Origin of the sequence: Streptomyces sp. NPDC015345 (genome assembly GCF_043078805.1) — a bacterium.
Lineage (GTDB): Bacteria > Actinomycetota > Actinomycetes > Streptomycetales > Streptomycetaceae > Streptomyces.
The window spans coordinates 795,837-813,163 of record NZ_JBIBTX010000003.1; the positions used below are offsets into that span (position 1 = coordinate 795,837).

At 71.3% G+C, this 17,327-nt stretch carries 13 protein-coding genes; 3 read left to right on the forward strand and 10 right to left on the reverse strand.

Translation table 11 applies throughout. From position 1 onward, the window contains the following. Positions 1-95: 95 nt before the first annotated feature. The gene (locus tag ACF062_RS15965) at positions 96-881 is read right to left on the reverse strand and encodes a class II aldolase/adducin family protein (protein ID WP_392138536.1); all 786 of its coding nucleotides are present in this window, start codon (positions 879-881) and stop codon (positions 96-98) included. Positions 882-1,050: 169 nt separating this feature from the next. Between ACF062_RS15965 and ACF062_RS15970 the strand changes: the two genes are divergently transcribed. After that, positions 1,051-1,530 carry a pyridoxamine 5'-phosphate oxidase family protein gene (locus tag ACF062_RS15970; RefSeq protein ID WP_392138538.1) on the forward strand — a complete coding sequence of 160 codons (480 nt, stop codon included), beginning with the start codon at positions 1,051-1,053 and terminating at the stop codon, positions 1,528-1,530. 200 nt (positions 1,531-1,730) lie between these two features. Here the strand turns inward: ACF062_RS15970 and guaA are convergent, their stop codons facing one another. Beyond that, complete coding sequence (guaA, locus tag ACF062_RS15975; RefSeq protein WP_392138540.1) at positions 1,731-3,317, reverse strand: glutamine-hydrolyzing GMP synthase; 1,587 nt, start codon at positions 3,315-3,317, stop codon at positions 1,731-1,733. Between the two features lie 480 nt (positions 3,318-3,797). On the opposite strand from guaA, the gene ACF062_RS15980 reads away from it, so the two are divergent. Further along, positions 3,798-4,106 carry a chorismate mutase gene (locus ACF062_RS15980; RefSeq protein ID WP_392138542.1) on the forward strand — a complete coding sequence of 103 codons (309 nt, stop codon included), beginning with the start codon at positions 3,798-3,800 and terminating at the stop codon, positions 4,104-4,106. Positions 4,107-4,837: 731 nt separating this feature from the next. Here the strand turns inward: ACF062_RS15980 and ACF062_RS15985 are convergent. From ACF062_RS15985 to ACF062_RS15995, 3 genes are all read right to left on the reverse strand, one after another. Then, positions 4,838-5,548, reverse strand: a complete 711-nt coding sequence (locus tag ACF062_RS15985; RefSeq protein WP_392138543.1) for a hypothetical protein — start codon at positions 5,546-5,548, stop codon at positions 4,838-4,840. A 148-nt stretch (positions 5,549-5,696) separates the two neighbouring features. After that, the gene (locus ACF062_RS15990; protein WP_392138545.1) at positions 5,697-6,548 is read right to left on the reverse strand and encodes a hypothetical protein; all 852 of its coding nucleotides are present in this window, start codon (positions 6,546-6,548) and stop codon (positions 5,697-5,699) included. Between the two features lie 124 nt (positions 6,549-6,672). Continuing rightward, positions 6,673-7,038: a hypothetical protein gene (locus ACF062_RS15995; RefSeq protein ID WP_223776263.1), complete on the reverse strand. Its 366-nt coding sequence runs from the start codon at positions 7,036-7,038 to the stop codon at positions 6,673-6,675. 260 nt (positions 7,039-7,298) lie between these two features. Between ACF062_RS15995 and ACF062_RS16000 the strand changes: the two genes are divergently transcribed. After that, on the forward strand, positions 7,299-8,390 hold the full coding sequence (locus ACF062_RS16000) for an LAETG motif-containing sortase-dependent surface protein (protein ID WP_392138547.1): 1,092 nt from the start codon (positions 7,299-7,301) through the stop codon (positions 8,388-8,390). A gap of 105 nt (positions 8,391-8,495) precedes the next feature. Here ACF062_RS16000 and ACF062_RS16005 read toward each other — a convergent pair whose 3' ends face one another. The 5 genes from ACF062_RS16005 to ACF062_RS16025 form a co-directional block, all read right to left on the reverse strand. Further along, complete coding sequence (locus tag ACF062_RS16005; RefSeq protein WP_392138549.1) at positions 8,496-10,319, reverse strand: GMC family oxidoreductase N-terminal domain-containing protein; 1,824 nt, start codon at positions 10,317-10,319, stop codon at positions 8,496-8,498. Between the two features lie 75 nt (positions 10,320-10,394). Beyond that, complete coding sequence (locus ACF062_RS16010; protein WP_392138551.1) at positions 10,395-12,011, reverse strand: succinic semialdehyde dehydrogenase; 1,617 nt, start codon at positions 12,009-12,011, stop codon at positions 10,395-10,397. Positions 12,012-12,153: 142 nt separating this feature from the next. After that, complete coding sequence (locus ACF062_RS16015) at positions 12,154-13,905, reverse strand: protein kinase (RefSeq protein WP_392138552.1); 1,752 nt, start codon at positions 13,903-13,905, stop codon at positions 12,154-12,156. Between the two features lie 121 nt (positions 13,906-14,026). Beyond that, positions 14,027-15,589, reverse strand: a complete 1,563-nt coding sequence (locus ACF062_RS16020; protein ID WP_392138554.1) for a protein kinase — start codon at positions 15,587-15,589, stop codon at positions 14,027-14,029. Between the two features lie 123 nt (positions 15,590-15,712). Further along, positions 15,713-17,236 carry a serine/threonine-protein kinase gene (locus tag ACF062_RS16025; RefSeq protein WP_392138897.1) on the reverse strand — a complete coding sequence of 508 codons (1,524 nt, stop codon included), beginning with the start codon at positions 17,234-17,236 and terminating at the stop codon, positions 15,713-15,715. Positions 17,237-17,327 lie beyond the last annotated feature (91 nt).

A 17,327-nucleotide genomic window follows, 5' to 3' on the forward strand; every position in this document is an offset into this window, starting at 1 on the left:
GCACTGAAAGGCGAACGAATCCCACGGGTCAGGTCAGCGGGGGTGAATGGGCCACACGCGTGTTGACGGGGTGGTCGAGGAGGCCGGCCGGTGGCTCAGGCCAGCAGGTCCGGTTCGCTACGGCTGATGTCCTGCCACAGCGACTGGTAGTTGATCCACGCGACCAGGTCACTGCCGAGTTGCTCGCGGGTCTGCACCGCCTGCTTGTGGCCGATCATCACCGGGCGGCCCGCGGCCCGTGCGCTCAACTGGACCTGGCAGGAGCGCTCCATGGAGAGAAACCACCAGGCCGCGGCGTCGACGGAGTCCCCCACGGTGAGCAGGCCGTGGTTGCGCAGGATCACCGCCTTGTGGCCGCCGAGCGCGGTCGCGATCCGGTGCCCCTCCTCGGCGTCCACGACGACGCCCGTGTAACCGTCGTACAGGGCGTGACTCTCGTAGAAGGCGCAGGCCTCCTGGGTGATCGGGTCGAGGAGTTCACCGAGCGTGGAGAGCGCGCGCCCGTGCAGCGAATGGCAGTGGGCGACGGCGACGACGTCGGGCCTGGCCAGGTGCGCCTGGGCGTGCACGGTGAAGGCGGCCTGGTTGACGTGATACCGCCCTTCGACCACCTGCCCTTCGGCGTTGGCGAGGACGAGGTCGCTGACGGTGATGTGCTTGAAGGGCATCCCGAAGGGGTTCACCCAGAAGCAGTCCGTGTGCTCCGGGTCCCGCGCGGTGATGTGCCCGGAGACCCCGTCCTCGTACCCGAGCCGCCCGAAGATCCGCAGCGCTCCGGCGAGGCGCTCCTTCCGGTACCGCCGTTCGTCCGCCGGCGAGTCGTGCACGGGCGGCATCGCGAACTGCAACCGTTCGACGGGTATCGGTGTGGGCGCCTGCATGTGTCCTCCATCCCTGGCTGTACGAGGCGGAAGGTACCGGTGGTACGTGCAGGTGAACAGGGGGGCGCCGCCCGGTGGGAGGGACGGGAGCGCGGGAGCGTGGAAGACCAGGAGAGTGGGGCGTGCAAAGGCGACAGGAGATGTCTGGTATCGGCGCCACACTCAAGGCATGTCGTACAACTGGGAAGCCTTCGCCGTGGCGGAGCCCGGACTCGCCGAGATCGTCGAGAAGCGCTTCGGGGTGTTCACGCACCATGTCCTCGCCACGTTGCGCAAGGACGGGTCGCCGCGTACCAGCGGGCTGGAAGTCCGTTTTCTGTCCGGGGAGTTGTGGTTGGGCATGATGCCCGGCTCCCGGAAGGCGCTGGACCTGCGCCGGGACCCGCGCTTCGCGCTCCAGTCGAATCCGGGGTCCGATCCGGAGATGGCGGACGGCGACGTCCGTATCGCGGGCCGGGCGGTCGAGGTGCGGGACCCACAGGTCGTCGCGCGGTATGCCGACGCGGTCAATCCGCCGGATCCGACGGCGTTCCATCTCTTCCGCACCGAGCTGACGGAGGTGGTCCGCACGTACATCGAGGACGGGAAGTACCTGGCGGTGCATCTGTGGAAGCCGGGCGCGCCGCTGCGGACGACGCGCCGGACCTGACCCGGCGACCTCCCACCCGGCGACCTCCCGCCGGGCGGCCTCCCGCCCGGCGATCTCCCAGCCGGCGGCTTCCCGCACCCCGACCAGCGCCGCACCCCGAAGACCCCCGCACCGCACACCTTGCACCGCACACCCCGCAAAGCGAACGGCGCCGTCTGCCTCGGGGGAGGTGGACGGCGCCGTTCAGGGCGTGCGGGAGGTCACTCCCACTCGATGGTCCCCGGCGGCTTCGACGTGACGTCGAGGACCACGCGGTTCACATCGGCGACCTCGTTCGTGATGCGGGTCGAGATCTTGGCGAGGACGTCGTACGGCATGCGCGTCCAGTCGGCCGTCATGGCGTCCTCGGACGAGACGGGGCGCAGCACGATCGGGTGGCCGTAGGTGCGGCCGTCGCCCTGGACGCCGACGCTGCGGACGTCCGCGAGCAGCACGACCGGGCACTGCCAGATGTCGCGGTCGAGACCGGCCTTCGTCAGTTCCTCACGGGCGATGGCGTCGGCCTCGCGCAGCAGGTCCAGGCGTTCCTTGGTGACCTCACCGACGATGCGGATACCGAGGCCGGGGCCCGGGAACGGCTGGCGCTGGACGATCTCGTCCGGCAGGCCGAGCTCGGCGCCGACCATCCGGACCTCGTCCTTGAACAGCTTGCGCAGCGGCTCGATGAGCTTGAACTCGAGGTCCTCGGGGAGGCCGCCCACGTTGTGGTGGGACTTGATGTTCGCCGTGCCGGTGCCGCCGCCGGACTCGACCACGTCGGGGTAGAGCGTGCCCTGGACCAGGAACTCGACCGGCTGGTCGCCGGGGGCCTCGGCGATGATCTCCGCCTGGGCCTGCTCGAAGACCCGGATGAACTCGCGGCCGATGATCTTCCGCTTCTCCTCGGGGTCGGAGACCCCGGCGAGGGCGGCGAGGAACCGCTCCTGGGCGTCGACGACCTTCAGCTGCACGCCGGTCGCGGCGACGAAGTCCTTCTCGACCTGTTCGGTCTCGTCCTTGCGCATCAGACCGTGGTCGACGTACACGCAGGTCAGCTGCGAGCCGATGGCCTTCTGCACGAGGGCGGCGGCGACGGCGGAGTCCACACCGCCGGACAGGCCGCAGATGGCGCGCTTGGTGCCGACCTGCTCGCGGATCGCGGCGACCTGCTCGTCGATGACGTTGTCGGTCGTCCAGTCCGGCTTGAGGCCGGCGCCGCGGTAGAGGAAGTGCTCCAGGACCTGCTGGCCGTGCGTGGAGTGCATCACCTCGGGGTGGTACTGCACGCCGTACAGCTTCTTCTCGTCGTCCTCGAAGGCGGCGACCGGCACGACGTCCGTGGACGCGGTGACCGTGAAGCCCTCGGGCGCCGCGCTGCACGCGTCGCCGTGCGACATCCACACGGACTGCTCGGTGGGCGTCCCCTCGAACAGGGTGGAGCCGGCCTTGGAGACGGCGAGCGGCGTACGGCCGTACTCGCGCGCGCCGGTGTTGTCGACGGTGCCGCCGAGGGTGGCCGCCATCAGCTGGAAGCCGTAGCACATGCCGAAGACGGGGACGCCGGCCTCGAAGAGGGCGCGGTCCAGGGTGGGCGCGTGCTCCGCGTACACCGAGGAGGGGCCGCCGGAGAGGATTATCGCCGCGGGCTTCTTGGCGAGCATCTCGGAGACGGGCATCGTGCTCGGCACGATCTCGCTGTAGACCCGTGCCTCACGGACGCGACGGGCGATGAGCTGGGCGTACTGCGCTCCGAAGTCGACGACCAGAACGGTGTCGGGAGCGGCGGCAGCGTGGGGCGCTGATGGCACGGCGGCGGCCTTCCGGCGTTGAGCGTTGAGCGAGAGGCTCAGTGCGTGTGCAGGGGGTCTGTTTTGTCGATTCTACCGGGCTCGACGTGGCCTTCCTCGTCGCATCCGACGGACCTTGCCCCCGGCGAGCGCCGTCTGGACAGCCGTCTCAGTATCCGAGCCGCCCGCCGGACGGATTGACCCGGCCCACGGGCGTGGGGGCATACTGGCCCCGTGAACAAGCACCTCGCCTTCCTCTTTACCTATGGCAACCGGCCCGCCGGCTGCCATGGTCGAGCTGCTTGATCCACTGACAAGCGACTTCCCAGGCGCCCCGGGCCGACAAGGCCCGGGGCGTTCTGTCATTTCCGGGCCTTGTCGCTCCGGGGCACCTCATCCGTCGACGGATCAACGGATCAACGGATCACGGGAATCACCGCCACCTCAGGAACCCGAACCCCGAACCCGGACCCCGAACCCGACAATCACGAGGAGCCCCACATGACCGCCACCACCACTGCCACCGCCACCACCCCCGCCGAGAAGACCGGCGCCCGCACCCCCGAAGCCGCCGGTGTGATCGAGAACGCCCGTGAGCGGATCGACGCGCTCGACGACCGGATCATCGGCCTCGTCCAGGAACGGATGGCCGTCTCGGCCGTGATCCAGGAGGCCCGGATCACCTCGGGCGGGCGCCGCGTGAACCTCTCCCGGGAGATGGAGATCCTCGCCCACTACAGGGACGCGCTCGGCAAGCCCGGCACGACGCTCGCGATGACGCTCCTGGAGCTGAGCCGCGGCCGTGTCTGAGCAGGCGTCCTGCGGACCGGACCCGAGTTCGGATCGCTTCTCACCCGTACGGCGCGTGACCGGTTCCGGCCGGGCTTCGTTGGTCCCGATGTCCGTGCCAGCCAGGGGCGGGCCGCAAGAACCACGCGTGGCTCCGCTGGAGCGATGAGGCGTACGGATCATGTCGTACGCCGTGGGACCTCGCTTCAGTGACGTGACCGGACGGCAGGGGACAGCAGCCCGGTCACCCAAGAGAACGGTCGGCTCCGGGGACGCCCGGGGCCGACCGGCCTCCGTCCCGACGGACCTCGAACCCCGAACCGCCTGCCGCCTGCCGCCGCGATCCCAGCGCCGCAGCCCGCTTACCTCACACCTCCGCCGCGGTGTCGCCCCGATCCCCGGTCTCCGGCCCTGTCCGGAATCCGCCGTCCGGCCCCCCGACCCTTATCGCTATAGATCGCTATAGATGGGGTCGAAATAGATGCGTCGAAATGGTTGCGTCCCCGAGAACCCATCGAGCACGATGCCTGGGAGGGCGGGCCGCGGGGTCCGTCCATCGCCTCACTGCCATTGGTCGATACCACGCGCGCGCCCTCAGTGCGCCGGGTCGGCCACCGGCGCACTGAACTGCGGCGCACTCCCCCGGCGCCGCCCCGAGGCACCGACGCCGCCCTGACGTCGGTGCCGACAGCGAAGGGCCCCGCGGATCCGTCCCGCGGGGCCCTTCGCGCTTGCAGGCGGCGACTCGCGACCTACAGCTTCTCGACCTTGGCGACCTGCGCCTCGACGATCTTCTCCGGCACGCCGAACTCCTTCGGCTTGAGCAGATTGATCGAGTAGAAGGCGGCAAGCGTCGAACCGCTGCGCACCACCGTGAAGCTCATCGGCGTCTTCTGGCCCTCGATGAGACCCACGACCTTGTACGAGACCGCCTCGTCGCCCGTCTTCGGGGCGGTCAGCGCCGCGACCTCGCGGTACTTGGAGCCGGCGTGCTCGTACGCCTTGCACTTCTGCGTGGCCGTGCGGAGACCGTCCATGACCTTCTCCGCGTCGTCCTGCTCATGGGCGAGCAGCGCGAGCGTGATGATCGTGGCGTCCAGTTCGTCGGGACCGGTCATGGTCCGGCCGAGGCGGGCCTTCGACGCCGGGTCGGTGGCGAACATGAACATGTCCGCGAGCGGCTGGCAGGTCGCCGGGGCGGCGGCCACGGTCTGTGCCGGCATGTCCGCGGCGGACAGCTTCTCGATCTTGTAGCCCTTGAGGTCGCCCTTGGCCAGCACCGCCTTCTCCAGGTCGGCGGCGGACAGCGCGGCCGCCTTCTTGGCGGACGGCTTCGAGTCCTGCGCGGACTTGGCCGGTTCCGACGGCTTCTTGCCGTCGTCGTCACTGCCGCACGCTGCCGTCAGGCCCAGCGCGACCGCGACGGACGCGGCCACGAGGGCCCGGGACACAGATGACTTCACGTTTCCTACCTTCATTCGCACGGCGCGGGGACAGACCCGCGCCGAGGCGAAATGAAAGCGGCAAACTCGCCAACTTTGCCAGCGATTTGCGTAACGATCAGAAACCACCGAAAAGGTTGTACGGGTCGCGTGTGAAACGCGTGTGAAATCAGAGCTTTCGGAGCTGCGCGTCGACGATCGCGGCCGCCACCTTCGGGTCCTCGTCCGCCTTGGGTGTGCCGATGCCCTCCATGCCGTTCCGCTCGGCCTCCTTGTCGTCCTGGACACCGGCGGGGTCGTACAGGTTCGACGCGTCGAAAACCGCGAGTGTGCCGCCGTCGCGCACGACCGTGACCGTCTGCCGGGCCACGTACTCGCCCTTGGGGTGGGCGAGTTTGTACGAGACCGCCTCGTCCCCCTTCTTGTCCGGTGTCTGCGGCTTGTCCGGTGCGGGCAGCGGCCTGACCCCGAAGTAGCGGTGGCCGCCGACGCGGAAGGTGGCGCACTTCTTCGACTTCGACGCCGCGCGCAGGCCGGCCATGACGCGTTCGGCATCCGCCTCGGCATAGGCGGACAGTCTGACGTCGGTCGTCGTGAGGTCCTTGCCGTCGGCGCCGGTCAGGATGCGGCCGACATGGGCCTTCGCCTTCGGGGAGTTGGCGGCGCCGGGGCCGGCGTCGGGGCCGAGGAGCGCGGCGAGCGGGGCGCACACGGCGGGGTCGGTCTTCCCGGCCGCCTCCGGAGCCTTCGGGGCCTTCGGGGCCTTCGAAGGCTCCGCGCCCGCGGAACCGGAGGAGGCGTCGCCGGCCTCCGGCTTCTCCACCTTGTAGCCCTTGACGTCACCCGCGACGAGGGCCGCCTTCTCCAACCGGATGGCAGCGCCGCCACCGCCCTTCGCGGAACCCGCGCCCGGCTTCGCCGACTTCTTGCCGTCGTCGCCGCTTCCGCCACAGGCCGCGGTCGCCCCGAGGGCGGCCACGACCGACACGGCCACCACGACTCGCGACACAGCTGACTTCACGTTCTTTCCCCCATACGTTCCCGGTCCGGCCGAGGACCCACCCTTCTACGACGGAAGAAGATCGCTTCCGGTTCCCCCCGCCCCTCCCCAACAGCCGTGCGCTCTCCCCAACAGCCGCTCAGCCTCACCAGCCCGCGAGCCAGAACCGGAACGGACTGAGCAGCACGATCGCCAGCGCCATGCCGCCGATCACGATCACGACGCTCCACACCCGGCGGCGGCGCTCGGAGCGCGGGTCGCGGCGCGGCCCCGTAGGCGCCGCGCGCCAGTCGTCGGGCCGCCACCGCACGGGCTCGGCGTCACGCCTCGCGCGCCGACGGCGCAACCGCCCCATGCGTTCGGCCTCTTGGCGCGCGGCCTCCTCGTCGAGGCGCCGCAGCCTTTCTGCCACCATGCGGGCCCGCGCGGACGGCTCCTTCGGCGCCGTCGAGCGGATGTCCCGCTCGCTGTCCTTCTCGAACTGCTTCCACACCTCGTCGGGTATGGCCAACGCTCTTCCCTCCCCGTGTCTCCTGTGGTTCCCCGCATCCCCATCGCCCCCTCGGGCGGGGGCAGTTCTACGGCACCCCGCCACAGGGACACAAGCCATGTGATCCACACCACATAAGAATTCTGTGAAAGCAAGGACAACCATTCACAGGGATCACAGGTCATGCATGCAGTAACAACAGACACATCCGCGGTCCCACCGCCGGGACCTTCCCTTTCCGCGCTGCCGACCGGGCGGCGCGCCGGACTTTATGAGGTCTCATGAAGCTTCGCCGTGCCATGGCAGCAGCGGCCGCCACGGCTGTCGTAGCGCCGCTGGCGCTCCTGTCCGCGCCGGCCGCGTCCGCGACGGGGGGACCCGCCTCCTCGGTGGGCGCGCCGGCCGGGCAGGGCGAGGCCCCCGCCCCCACGAACACGACCACCGACGCACCCAAGCAGCCCCCTGCCCCGACACAGGACCCGACGCAGGACACGCAGGACCCGACGCACAAGCCGACGCACAAGCCGACCAAGAAGGCTCCCCTGCCGAAGCCGAAGCTTCCGGTCGAGAAGCCGACGAAGCCGGGGGAACCGGGTGAGGCGGGCGGGACCGCGGAGGACGAGGACGAGGGCGAGAGGAAGCCGGCCCCGTGCAAGGTCGCGGGCGGCGACGTGCAGGACCCCGACTCCGTGCTGGAGATCGAGCTCTCCGGCCTCCCCAAGAAGATCGTCGCGGGCAGCGGCTGGCACCCGTTCGAGCTGTCCGCCACCAACCCCACCGACGAGCCGCTCGGCGAGGTCGAGTGGACCATGTTCGTGAACGGCAAGTCGAAGAACGCCGACGGGCAGAGCCGACTGCGGAAGTACGCCACCCTCCAGTACCTCGACCCCGAGACCGAGACCTGGAAGTCGACCAGGGGCGGGGGCGGCGGCCTCGCCTTCGATGTCATCGAGCTCGGCGCCGAGGAGACGGCCGACATCGACCTGCGGCTCAAAGTCGACGCCAAGGCCCCGGCCGGCAAGGGCTACGCGATCGGCCTCGGCGATTACGTGGACTCCGAGCTGGACTGCACGCGCAACTCCTTCGCGAACCAGCCGCTGACCATCCGCAAGCCCGGTGACCAGGCCGAGCACCCGGGCACACCGAAGCCGACCCTCACGCCGACCGTGCGGCCCTCGGCGACGCCGTCCGCGACCGCGACCGCCGCGCCGCAGCCGCAGGGCACCGCCAGTGGGCCGGTGAACGGCAGCCTCGCCGAGACCGGTTCCAGCTCGGCACTGCCGACCATCGGCCTCGTCGGCGGCGCCGCCGTGGTCGTCGGCGCGGGCGCGGTGTTCGTCGTACGTCGCCGCAAGGCCGACACCGCCGCGTAGCCGGCACCGCCGCGTAAGTCACAGCGGCACCTGATCACGCGGAAGGACCTGCGCTCGGAGGGGGGCGCAGGTCCTTACGTGTATCAAGTGCCGCTATCAGTACCGCTACTGCTCGGGCGCCGCCGACGGCATCGCCGGCATCCCCAGGAACGGCAGCTTCAGCGCGCCGAAGGCGTCCGCCGGGACCGCCGGGGTCTTCGGCTCCACGGCCGCGAGCCGCTCGTACGGCCGGCCCTGCGCCGGACGCGGGTCCTCGCCGCCCTTGTTGGGCCAGAAGGACATCGCCCGCTCGGCCTGCGCGGTGATCGTCAGGGACGGGTTCACGCCGAGGTTCGCGGAGACCGCGGCGCCGTCGACCACCGAGATCCCCGGGTGGCCGTAGAGCCGGTGGTAGGGATCGATGACGCCGGTCTGCGCCGAGTCGCCGATGGGGCAGCCGCCGAGGAAGTGGGCGGTCAGCGGAGTGCCCATCAGCTCGCCGATGTTCGAACCCGCGAAGCCGTTGATCTCCTGGGCCAGGAGCGTCGCCGCGCGCGTCGCCTCGGGGATCTGGTCGGGGTTCGGCGCGCCGTGGCCCTGGCGGGCGGTGAGCAGGCCCTTCCCTAGGCCCTTCTCCTTGCGGTACGTGGTCAGGGAGTTGTCGAGCGACTGCATGACCAGGCCGATGATGGTCCGCTCCGACCAGCGCCGGTTGGAGAGCGAACGGAACAGGAGCGAGGGGTGGCGGGCCACGTTGCCGAGCCAGCCGGCGACCCGCGCCTTGCCGCCCCGCACGCTGTACGGGACCTGGAGCACCGTCAGGCTGCCCATGGCGTTGGACTTCTTGCCGTAGCGGACGGGCTCGATGTGGGTGTTCGCGTTCGGGTGGATCGACGAGGTGATGGCGACGCCCTTGGTGAAGTCGGCCCGCTTCGCGCCGTGCCGCTCGCGGTAGCGGCGGTCGGTGGTCTGGGCGCCCACGAGCGCCTCGGAGTTGGTGCGGGTCAGCGTGCCGAGGCGCGGGGAGACGCGGGGCAGCAGGCCGCTGTCCTTCATGCGGTGCAGGAGTGTCTGCGTGCCGTACGTACCGGCGGCGACGACGACCTTGCGGGCGCGGAACGTACGCCCCTTGCCCTTGCGCTTGGCGTCGGTCGGCAACGTCCCGACGGCGAAGCCGCCGCGCGAGTCCTCGGTGAGGGTGACGACGGAGGTCATCGGGTGGATGACCGCGCCCGCCTTCTCCGCGAGGTAAAGGTAGTTCTCGTTGAGGGTGTTCTTCGCGCCGTGCCGGCAGCCGGTCATGCACTCGCCGCACTCGGTGCAGGCCCGCCGCGCCGGTCCCGCGCCGCCGAAGTAGGGGTCGGGGACCTCGCCGCCGGGCCGCGTCGTCACCGTACCGTCCGCGTCGTCCTTGTCGCCGAAGAAGACGCCGACGGGCGCCATGTGGAAGGTGTCGCCGACACCCATCGCCTCGGCGGTCGCCTTCAGGTGGACGTCGGAGGGCGTCGTCGTCGGGTTGAGCCGCACGCCGAGCATGCGCTTGGCCTGCTCGTAGTAGGGGCGCAGCTCGTCCTGCCAGTCCGTGATGTCCTTCCACTGCGGGTCTTCGAAGAACGGGGCGGGCGGTACGTAGAGCGTGTTGGCGTAGTTCAGTGAGCCGCCGCCGACTCCGGCGCCCGCGAGGACCATCACGTTGCCCAGCAGGTGGATGCGCTGGATGCCGAACAGGCCGAGCGCCGGGGCCCAGAGGTAGTTCTTCAGGTCCCAGGAGTTCTTGGGCAGCGTCGCCCGCGTGAAGCGCCGCCCGGCTTCGAGCACGCCGACGCGGTAGCCCTTCTCCGTCAGGCGCAGCGCGGACACGGCGCCGCCGAAGCCGCTGCCCACGACGACTACGTCGTAGTCATACTCGTCGTCGCCCGCCTGGATCCGGGCAGAGCTCTCCTGTGACATCGACTCTCCTCGTCAAATTGCCCGCGGCCGTCTGTGGTTGCTCGCGCGGTTCCCCGCGCCTCTTACGGGGCGCTGCTAACGCAGTCGGAACGCTTTCATGACCTTCAGGCTCGTGGTCATGAACGCCGCGTACTTCTCGTCGTCCAGGCCGAAGGAGGGGGCAAGCGGCATCAGCCGCTGCTGGGCGACGGTCTGGGCCTCGGTGAACTTGAGGATGCCCTCGGAGCCGTGCCGGCGGCCGAGGCCCGAGTCCTTCATGCCGCCCATCGGGGACTGCACGCTGCCGTAGGCGGGCGCGTAGCCCTCGTTGACGTTGACCGTGCCGGTGCGCAGGCGGGCGGCGATCTCGCGGCCGCGGCGGCCGTCCTTCGTCCAGACCGAGGAGTTGAGGCCGTACGACGTGGAGTTGGCCAGCTCGATCGCCTCGTTCTCGTCCGTGAAACGGTAGACGGAGACGACCGGGCCGAAGGTCTCCTCGGTGCAGACCGCCATGGGCGCCTCGACTCCGTCCAATATGGTCGGCTCGAAGAAGTACGGGCCTATGTCGGGGCGTGCGACGCCGCCCGCGACCAGCGTGGCGCCCTTGGCGACGGCCTCCTCGACGTGCCGGGTCACGGTCTCCAGCTGCCGTTCGCCGACGAGCGAGCCCATGTCGGCGCCGTACGTGAGGGACGTGCCGAGCCGCATCGCCTTCGTCCGCTCGGCGAAGCGCTCCAGGAACCGGTCGGCGATCGACTCGTGGACGTACAGCCGCTCGATGGATATGCACAGCTGGCCCGCGGAGGAGAAGCAGGCGCGCACCGCGCCTGCGGCGGCCTTGTCGACGTCGGCGTCGTGCATGACCAGCATGGCGTTCTTGCCGCCGAGTTCGAGCGAGACGCCGACCAGGCGGGCCGCGGCGCCCTGCGCGACCTCGCGGCCGGTGCGGGTGGAGCCGGTGAAGGAGACGTAGTCGGCGTGCCTGACGACCTCGGGGCCGACGACCGGGCCCTCGCCGAGGACGACCTGGAAGACCTCGGACGGCAGGCCCGCCTCGATGATCAGGTCACGGGCCCACAGGGCGGTCAGGCAGGTCTCCGTGTCGGGCTTCATCACGAGGGCGTTGCCCGCGACGAGGGCGGGGAGCGCGTCGCCGATGGAGAGTTCGAGCGGGTAGTTCCAGGGGGCGATCTGCCCGACGACGCCGCGTGGCTGGCGGTTCTCGGTGACCTTGGTGAGCGTCGGGACGACGCCGGTGTGCCGCTTGGGGCTCAGGTACGAGGGGGCCTTGCGGCCGTAGTGCCGGGCGGCGACCGCGACGGCCTGGATCTCCTCGTGGGCGTGGAGGCGGGCCTTGCCGGTCTCCAGCTGGATCAGGTCGAGCACCTCGGCCTGGCGCTGGAGCACCAGGTCGTGGAAGCGGAGCAGGACGGCCGCGCGCTGCCGCACCGGGGTGCGGGCCCAGGCGATCTGGGCGGTGCGGGCCCGCTGGAAGGCGGTGGCCACGTCATCGGGGGTGGACTCGGGCAGGTCGGCCAGCTTCTCGCCGGTGAGCGGCGTGTGGTTGGCCGTGCGCCCCGACCCGATGACGTCACGGGTGAGCTGGGCTATCAGCTCCGGCGTGACCACGTCGGCGGCGGTACGCGCGCCTTCGGGGGCCGGGGCGGTCGGGTTGGTTCCGAGGGGCGCTGCGGTGGCCTGCGAGTCCGTCATGCTCGTGAGAGTAGGCCCACGTCGGGGTTTTGGGTACCCATCGGTAACGGGCTTCACGAGCAACTCACACGACGCCAGTGATTGCTGGCGACAAAGCCGCTGATCAGGGCGTTGTCACGGCACGCACCCCTCCTAGGGCCTTTCAGAGCTTGTCGATCTCCAGCTCCGCGATGGCGGTCTGCGCGACCTCGCGGCCGCGGGCCGTGAAGTCGCCCTTGCCCGGGTAGTCGATCCACAGCCGGTACATGTCGCCCGACCTGGTCCGGTAGTAGAAGATCTTGGCCTCGTGCGGCAGCTCGGTCTGCGAGTCGGTGTACGTGACCGTGTTCACGGCGGCGGCCCGGTCCTTGAACTTGGTCTCCTTGGTCTTCCCGTCCGGCGCGGGATCGCTGTCCATGTCGCTGAACAACGACTCGCCGCTCTCCTTGAACTTCTCCATGTCGGCGTACGCCTGGGCCGCCGAGGACCCGGCGATGTCCTGGGACGTGTCGGTCTTCTCGGCGCGGTCGAGCGTGATGAAGATGGCGCCGCTCGGGTCGTCGTAGCGGATCCAGCTCTCGTTCGTGTCGGTCGGTTCCGGCTTGCTCTCCACGTAGTGCGCCGGCGCGGAGACGGTGGCGGCGACCACTGCCGCCTTGTGCTTCTTCCAGCCCTCCGCCTGCGACGCGCCTTCGAAGGGGTTCACCGCCACCAGCACGCCCGCCGCCACCGCCGCGACGACCACTCCGGCCATGACGGCCAGCGCCTTGCGGCTCAGGAAGACGCCCTTGCCGTTACGTCCGTCGCCGCCGCCCGCGACCGTGACGACCTGCGTCGGCGCGGGCTGCGGCGGCTTGGCCGCTTCCTCCAGGAGGGCGCGGACCCGCGCGGCGTCCGGGCGCTGCGCGGGGTCCTTGGCCAGCAGGCCGTTGATGGCGCGGGCGAGCGGTCCCGAGGCCGAGGCGGGCGCGGCGGGCGTCGCGTTGAGCACCGACTGGAGCGTCGCCGGGGTGTTGCTGCGGCGGAACGGCGAGACGCCCTCCGTCGCCGCGTACAGCACGACGCCCAGCGACCAGAGGTCGGAGGCCGGTCCCGGCCGCTGCCCGAGGACCCGCTCCGGGGCGATGAATTCGGGCGAGCCGACGAAGCCGCCGGTGTCGGTCAGGTTGGTCTCGCCCTCGATCTGGGCTATGCCGAAGTCGGTGAGGATGACCCGGTCGTGCCTGCCGAGCATGACGTTGTCCGGCTTCACGTCACGGTGCAGGATGCCCGCCTGGTGCGCGGCGTCCAGGGCGTTCAGGACCTCCAGGCCGATGCGCGCGGCGTCACGGGCGTCCAGCGTGCCCTCCTGGAGCGCGGCGCCGAGCGAGCGGCCCTGCACCAGCTCCATGACGATCCACGGCTGCCCGTCCTCGACCGCCACGTCATGGACGTTGACCACCGAGGGGTGGTCCAGGCGAGCGGCGGCGCGTGCCTCGCGGCGCATCCGCTCGAAGGCGTTGGCGCGCTCGCGCTCGGGCAGGTGGTCGGGCAGGCGCGGCTCCTTCACGGCGACCTCGCGGTCCACCGTCTCGTCCTTGGCGCGCCACACGGTGCCCATGCCGCCGTGGCCGAGCTTGGCGAGCAGCCGGTAGCGGCCCGCGATCAGCCGCCCGGCGCCGGGGTCGGGGGCGGGGTGGGGCTGCGCGTACGGATTGGGCTGCCCCGGAACACCTGACTGTCCTGCCACACCGGGCTGCCCCGGAACACCTGGCTGTCCTGCCACACCCGGCTGCCCCGGAACAGCGGACTGCCCAGGAACACCGGGCTGCCCCGGGACACCAGACTGCCCCGGGACACCAGGCTGCCGCGGCGGCTGCAAGCCGAAACTCGTGGGCTCGTACGGGCCGTAGGAGGCTCCCCCGTCATGACTCATGCCCCATGCCTACCCTGCCGGGTACCTCCGTTTCCAGCCAGGCCCCCCACTTGTGACCTGGGTGATGCACGCGACGGGACACCGTCCACGTACGTGTCCAGTCGACCGCGTACGTGCCTGGTCACCGGCGTACGAACGTGTCCACCGCCGTGTCGAAGTACTTCCGCGTCTGCTCCGCCTCCGCCGCCGGTCCCGAGACCCACACGTCGTACATCCGGCCGCCCTCCTCCCAGCACAGGTCGTACGTGTGCCGCTCGCCGGCCGGTTCCTCGAAACCGTCCCACGTGAACTCCAGGAGGGCGGCCGGGCGGCCGTTGCGCGTGGTCTCGGTGATCTCGCCACCGCGGTAACCGGGGTTGGTCCGCGGCCCCTCGGCATCCGCGCGGCGCTGCGCGGCGAGCGGGCCGCCGGGCTCCCGCGCGGACTCCTTGATGCCGATGCGGTAGGTGCCGCTCGGCGAGACGTAGAAGACGCGGGGCCCCTCGCTCTGGCGCGCGAAGCCCTTCGGCACGGCGATCGTGAAGCCCTCCGGGTCCTTCGCCAGGCGGTAGCCGTCGGGCGGCTGAGGGGTGGACGGCCGGGGCGTACGGGTGCTCTGGGTGACCGTCACGGTGGGCGTCGGGCCGCTGACGGAGGTGGAGGGCGAGGCCGAGTTCGCCGGCGTACCGCCGTCCCCGTCCCGGCCGAGCAGCAGCGCGGCGGCCGAGACCCCGGCCCCCGCCACGGCTGCCGCCAGCGCCCCGGCGATCAGCATGACCCGCCCCTGACGGCCGCGCGCCGCGCCCGGCTCCGGGAGCCCGGCGCCCGGCCTGCCGTGCACCGGTCGCGCGGGCATGTGCCCGGTGTCGACGTACGCCCGCAGCAGCCGCTCCGCCCCCGCCGCGTCGAGGCGCCGCCGCGGGTCGCGCTCCAGGAGGCCGAGGACGGCCGGGAGGAGCGGCGCCGCGCTGTCCGGCGGGCGTATCTCCTCGTAGACCACGGCGTGCAGGACGCCGCCGATGGAGTCCCTGCGGAAGGGCGACTCACCGGCCAGCGCGGTGACGAGCAGCGCGCCGAGCGACCACAGGTCCGACTCCGGTCCGGTCCGCTCCCCCGCGATGCGCTCGGGCGCGGTGTACTCGGGCGAGCCCACGAACGACCCCACCTCCGTGAGCGTCGTCGCCCCGCTGACCTGCGCGATCCCGAAGTCGGTGAGGACGGCGCGGCCGGTGGCCCGCTCCACGAGTACGTTGGCGGGCTTGAGGTCGCGGTGCAGGATGCCCGCCTCGTGGGCCGTACTCAGGGCGCCGAGGAGGTTGATGCCCATCCGCGCGACCGCCTGCGCGTCCAGCGGTCCGTTCCGCGCGATCTGCCCCGCGAGGGAGCCGCCCTCGATCAACTCCATCACTATGTAGGGTTGTTCGTCCTGTACGACGACGTCGTGGACGACGACGATGTGCGGATGCCGCAGCTGCGCCACCGCCCGCGCCTCGCGCAGGGTCCGCTCGCGCGCCTGGGTGGCCTCGGTGTCGGAGAGCGACTCGTCCCGCTCCAGTTCCTTGACGGCGACCTGGCGCGCGAGCAGCAGATCGGTGGCCCGCCACACGACCCCCATGCCGCCCCTGCCGAGCCGCGCCTCCAGGCGGTAACGGCCCGCGATCACACGGGCGCTGCTCCCACCTGCGTGGTCACCCAGGCTCCCCATGCGGCCATCATGCCCCACACGTGTGCGAACGGAATGCGTGTCACCCAGTGGCTGGCGGGTTCCGGCCGCACTGGCCGGGGCGCGCCGGGGGCGCACCACGCGCCTCGGGGCGGACGCGGGCGCTCAGCCCTTCCGCCCCTCTCGCCATCCCAGCAGCATCGCGTCGAACTGCTCGCGGGCGGTGTCCCAGTCGTCGGCGGGGGCCGACATGTAGATGGCGTACTCCACGCCATCACGGCTGAGATACGTCTGTTCGATGGCGCGGCGCGGACCCCTCGTGGTGTCGTTCGCCCCGGCCCGCCAGCTGAACTCCCAGAGCGCGCCCGGCCGGTCGCGGAAGGTGTTGGAGTTGAGGTGCAGCCGCCGGTAGTCGGGGAGCCGCAGGGTCTTCTCCAGCGCCAACAGGTGCAGGTACGAGGTCTCGTACTGCGGGTCCCTGTCGACGCCGATACGCAGGAAGCGGCGGCCGCCGTCGGGGGTGTAGTCGATCTGGTTGCCGTCCATCTGGCGCTTCCAGCCCTTGGGCAGCATGAGGCTGAAGCCGCCCGGGTCCTTCACCCGCCGCCAGTCCGCGGGGATGCCGCCCACACTCTCGCCCGCGTCATGGCTTGCTGTGGACCGCTCCTGGCCGCCGTCTCCGGTGACGTGCAGATAGCCGAAGACGCCGCCGCCGCCGAGCAGCGCCGCCGCGACGGTGAGCGCGACGACGGCGAGCCCGCGGCGGCGCCTGTCGGCCGGGCGGGCCGGGTCGGGAGAGTGCCCGCCGAGCACCGTGGCGGGGCGGCCCGCGGCCCCCTCGGCCACGGTGGCGGCATCGCGCCGCGGCGCAGAGGCCGGCTGCCGGCCCGTGGCGTGCGTCCGCGGCGGCGCATAGGCCCGCGCCGTGTCCGGCCGCCTGCCCTCCGCCGCCTCGGCGAGCATCCGCTCGGCCTCCTCGGCGCTGGGCCTGGCCGCCGGGTCCTTGCGCAGGAGGGCGCTGATGACGGGCGCGAGGACCCCCGCGTGCCCGGGCGGCGCGGGCTCCTCGGTGACCACGGCCTGCATGGTGCCGATCGGCGACGTGCGCCGGAACGGCGAGTTGCCCTCGACCGCCGTGTACAGCGTCGCGCCGAGCGCCCACAGGTCGGACGCGGGGCCGGGGTTGGCGCCGCTGACCCGCTCGGGCGCCAAGTAGTCCACGGAACCGACGACTTCCCCGGTCCGAGTGATCGTCGAGTCCCCCTCGATCGCCGCGATCCCGAAGTCGGTGAGCAGGATCCGCCGGTCCTTCGCCAGGAGTACGTTGCCGGGCTTGACGTCACGGTGCAGCACCCCGGCGGCGTGCGCCGCCCGCAGGGCCTTGAGCGTCCACAGGCCGATGCGGGCGGCCTCGACCGCGTCGACGCGGCCCTGCTCCTTGACGGCGTCGGCCAGCGAACAGCCCTCCACCAGCTCCATCACGATCCAGGGCCGGTCGTCGTACTCCAGGACGTCATGGACGGTGACCACGGCGGGGTGGTTGATCCGGGCGGCGGCCCGCGCCTCGGCATGCGTACGCGCGAGGAGGATCGCGCGGTCGGCCTCCTGCACGTACTGCGCGGCCGTCAGCTCCTTGACGGCTACGGCACGGTGCAGCACCTCGTCCCGGGCGCGCCACACCCGGCCCATGCCACCGCGGCCGATGGACTCCCCGAGTCGGTAGCGGCCCGCGAGGAGCAGGCCCTGGCTCTGATTCACGTTCCCCCGCAATGGTCTTGAC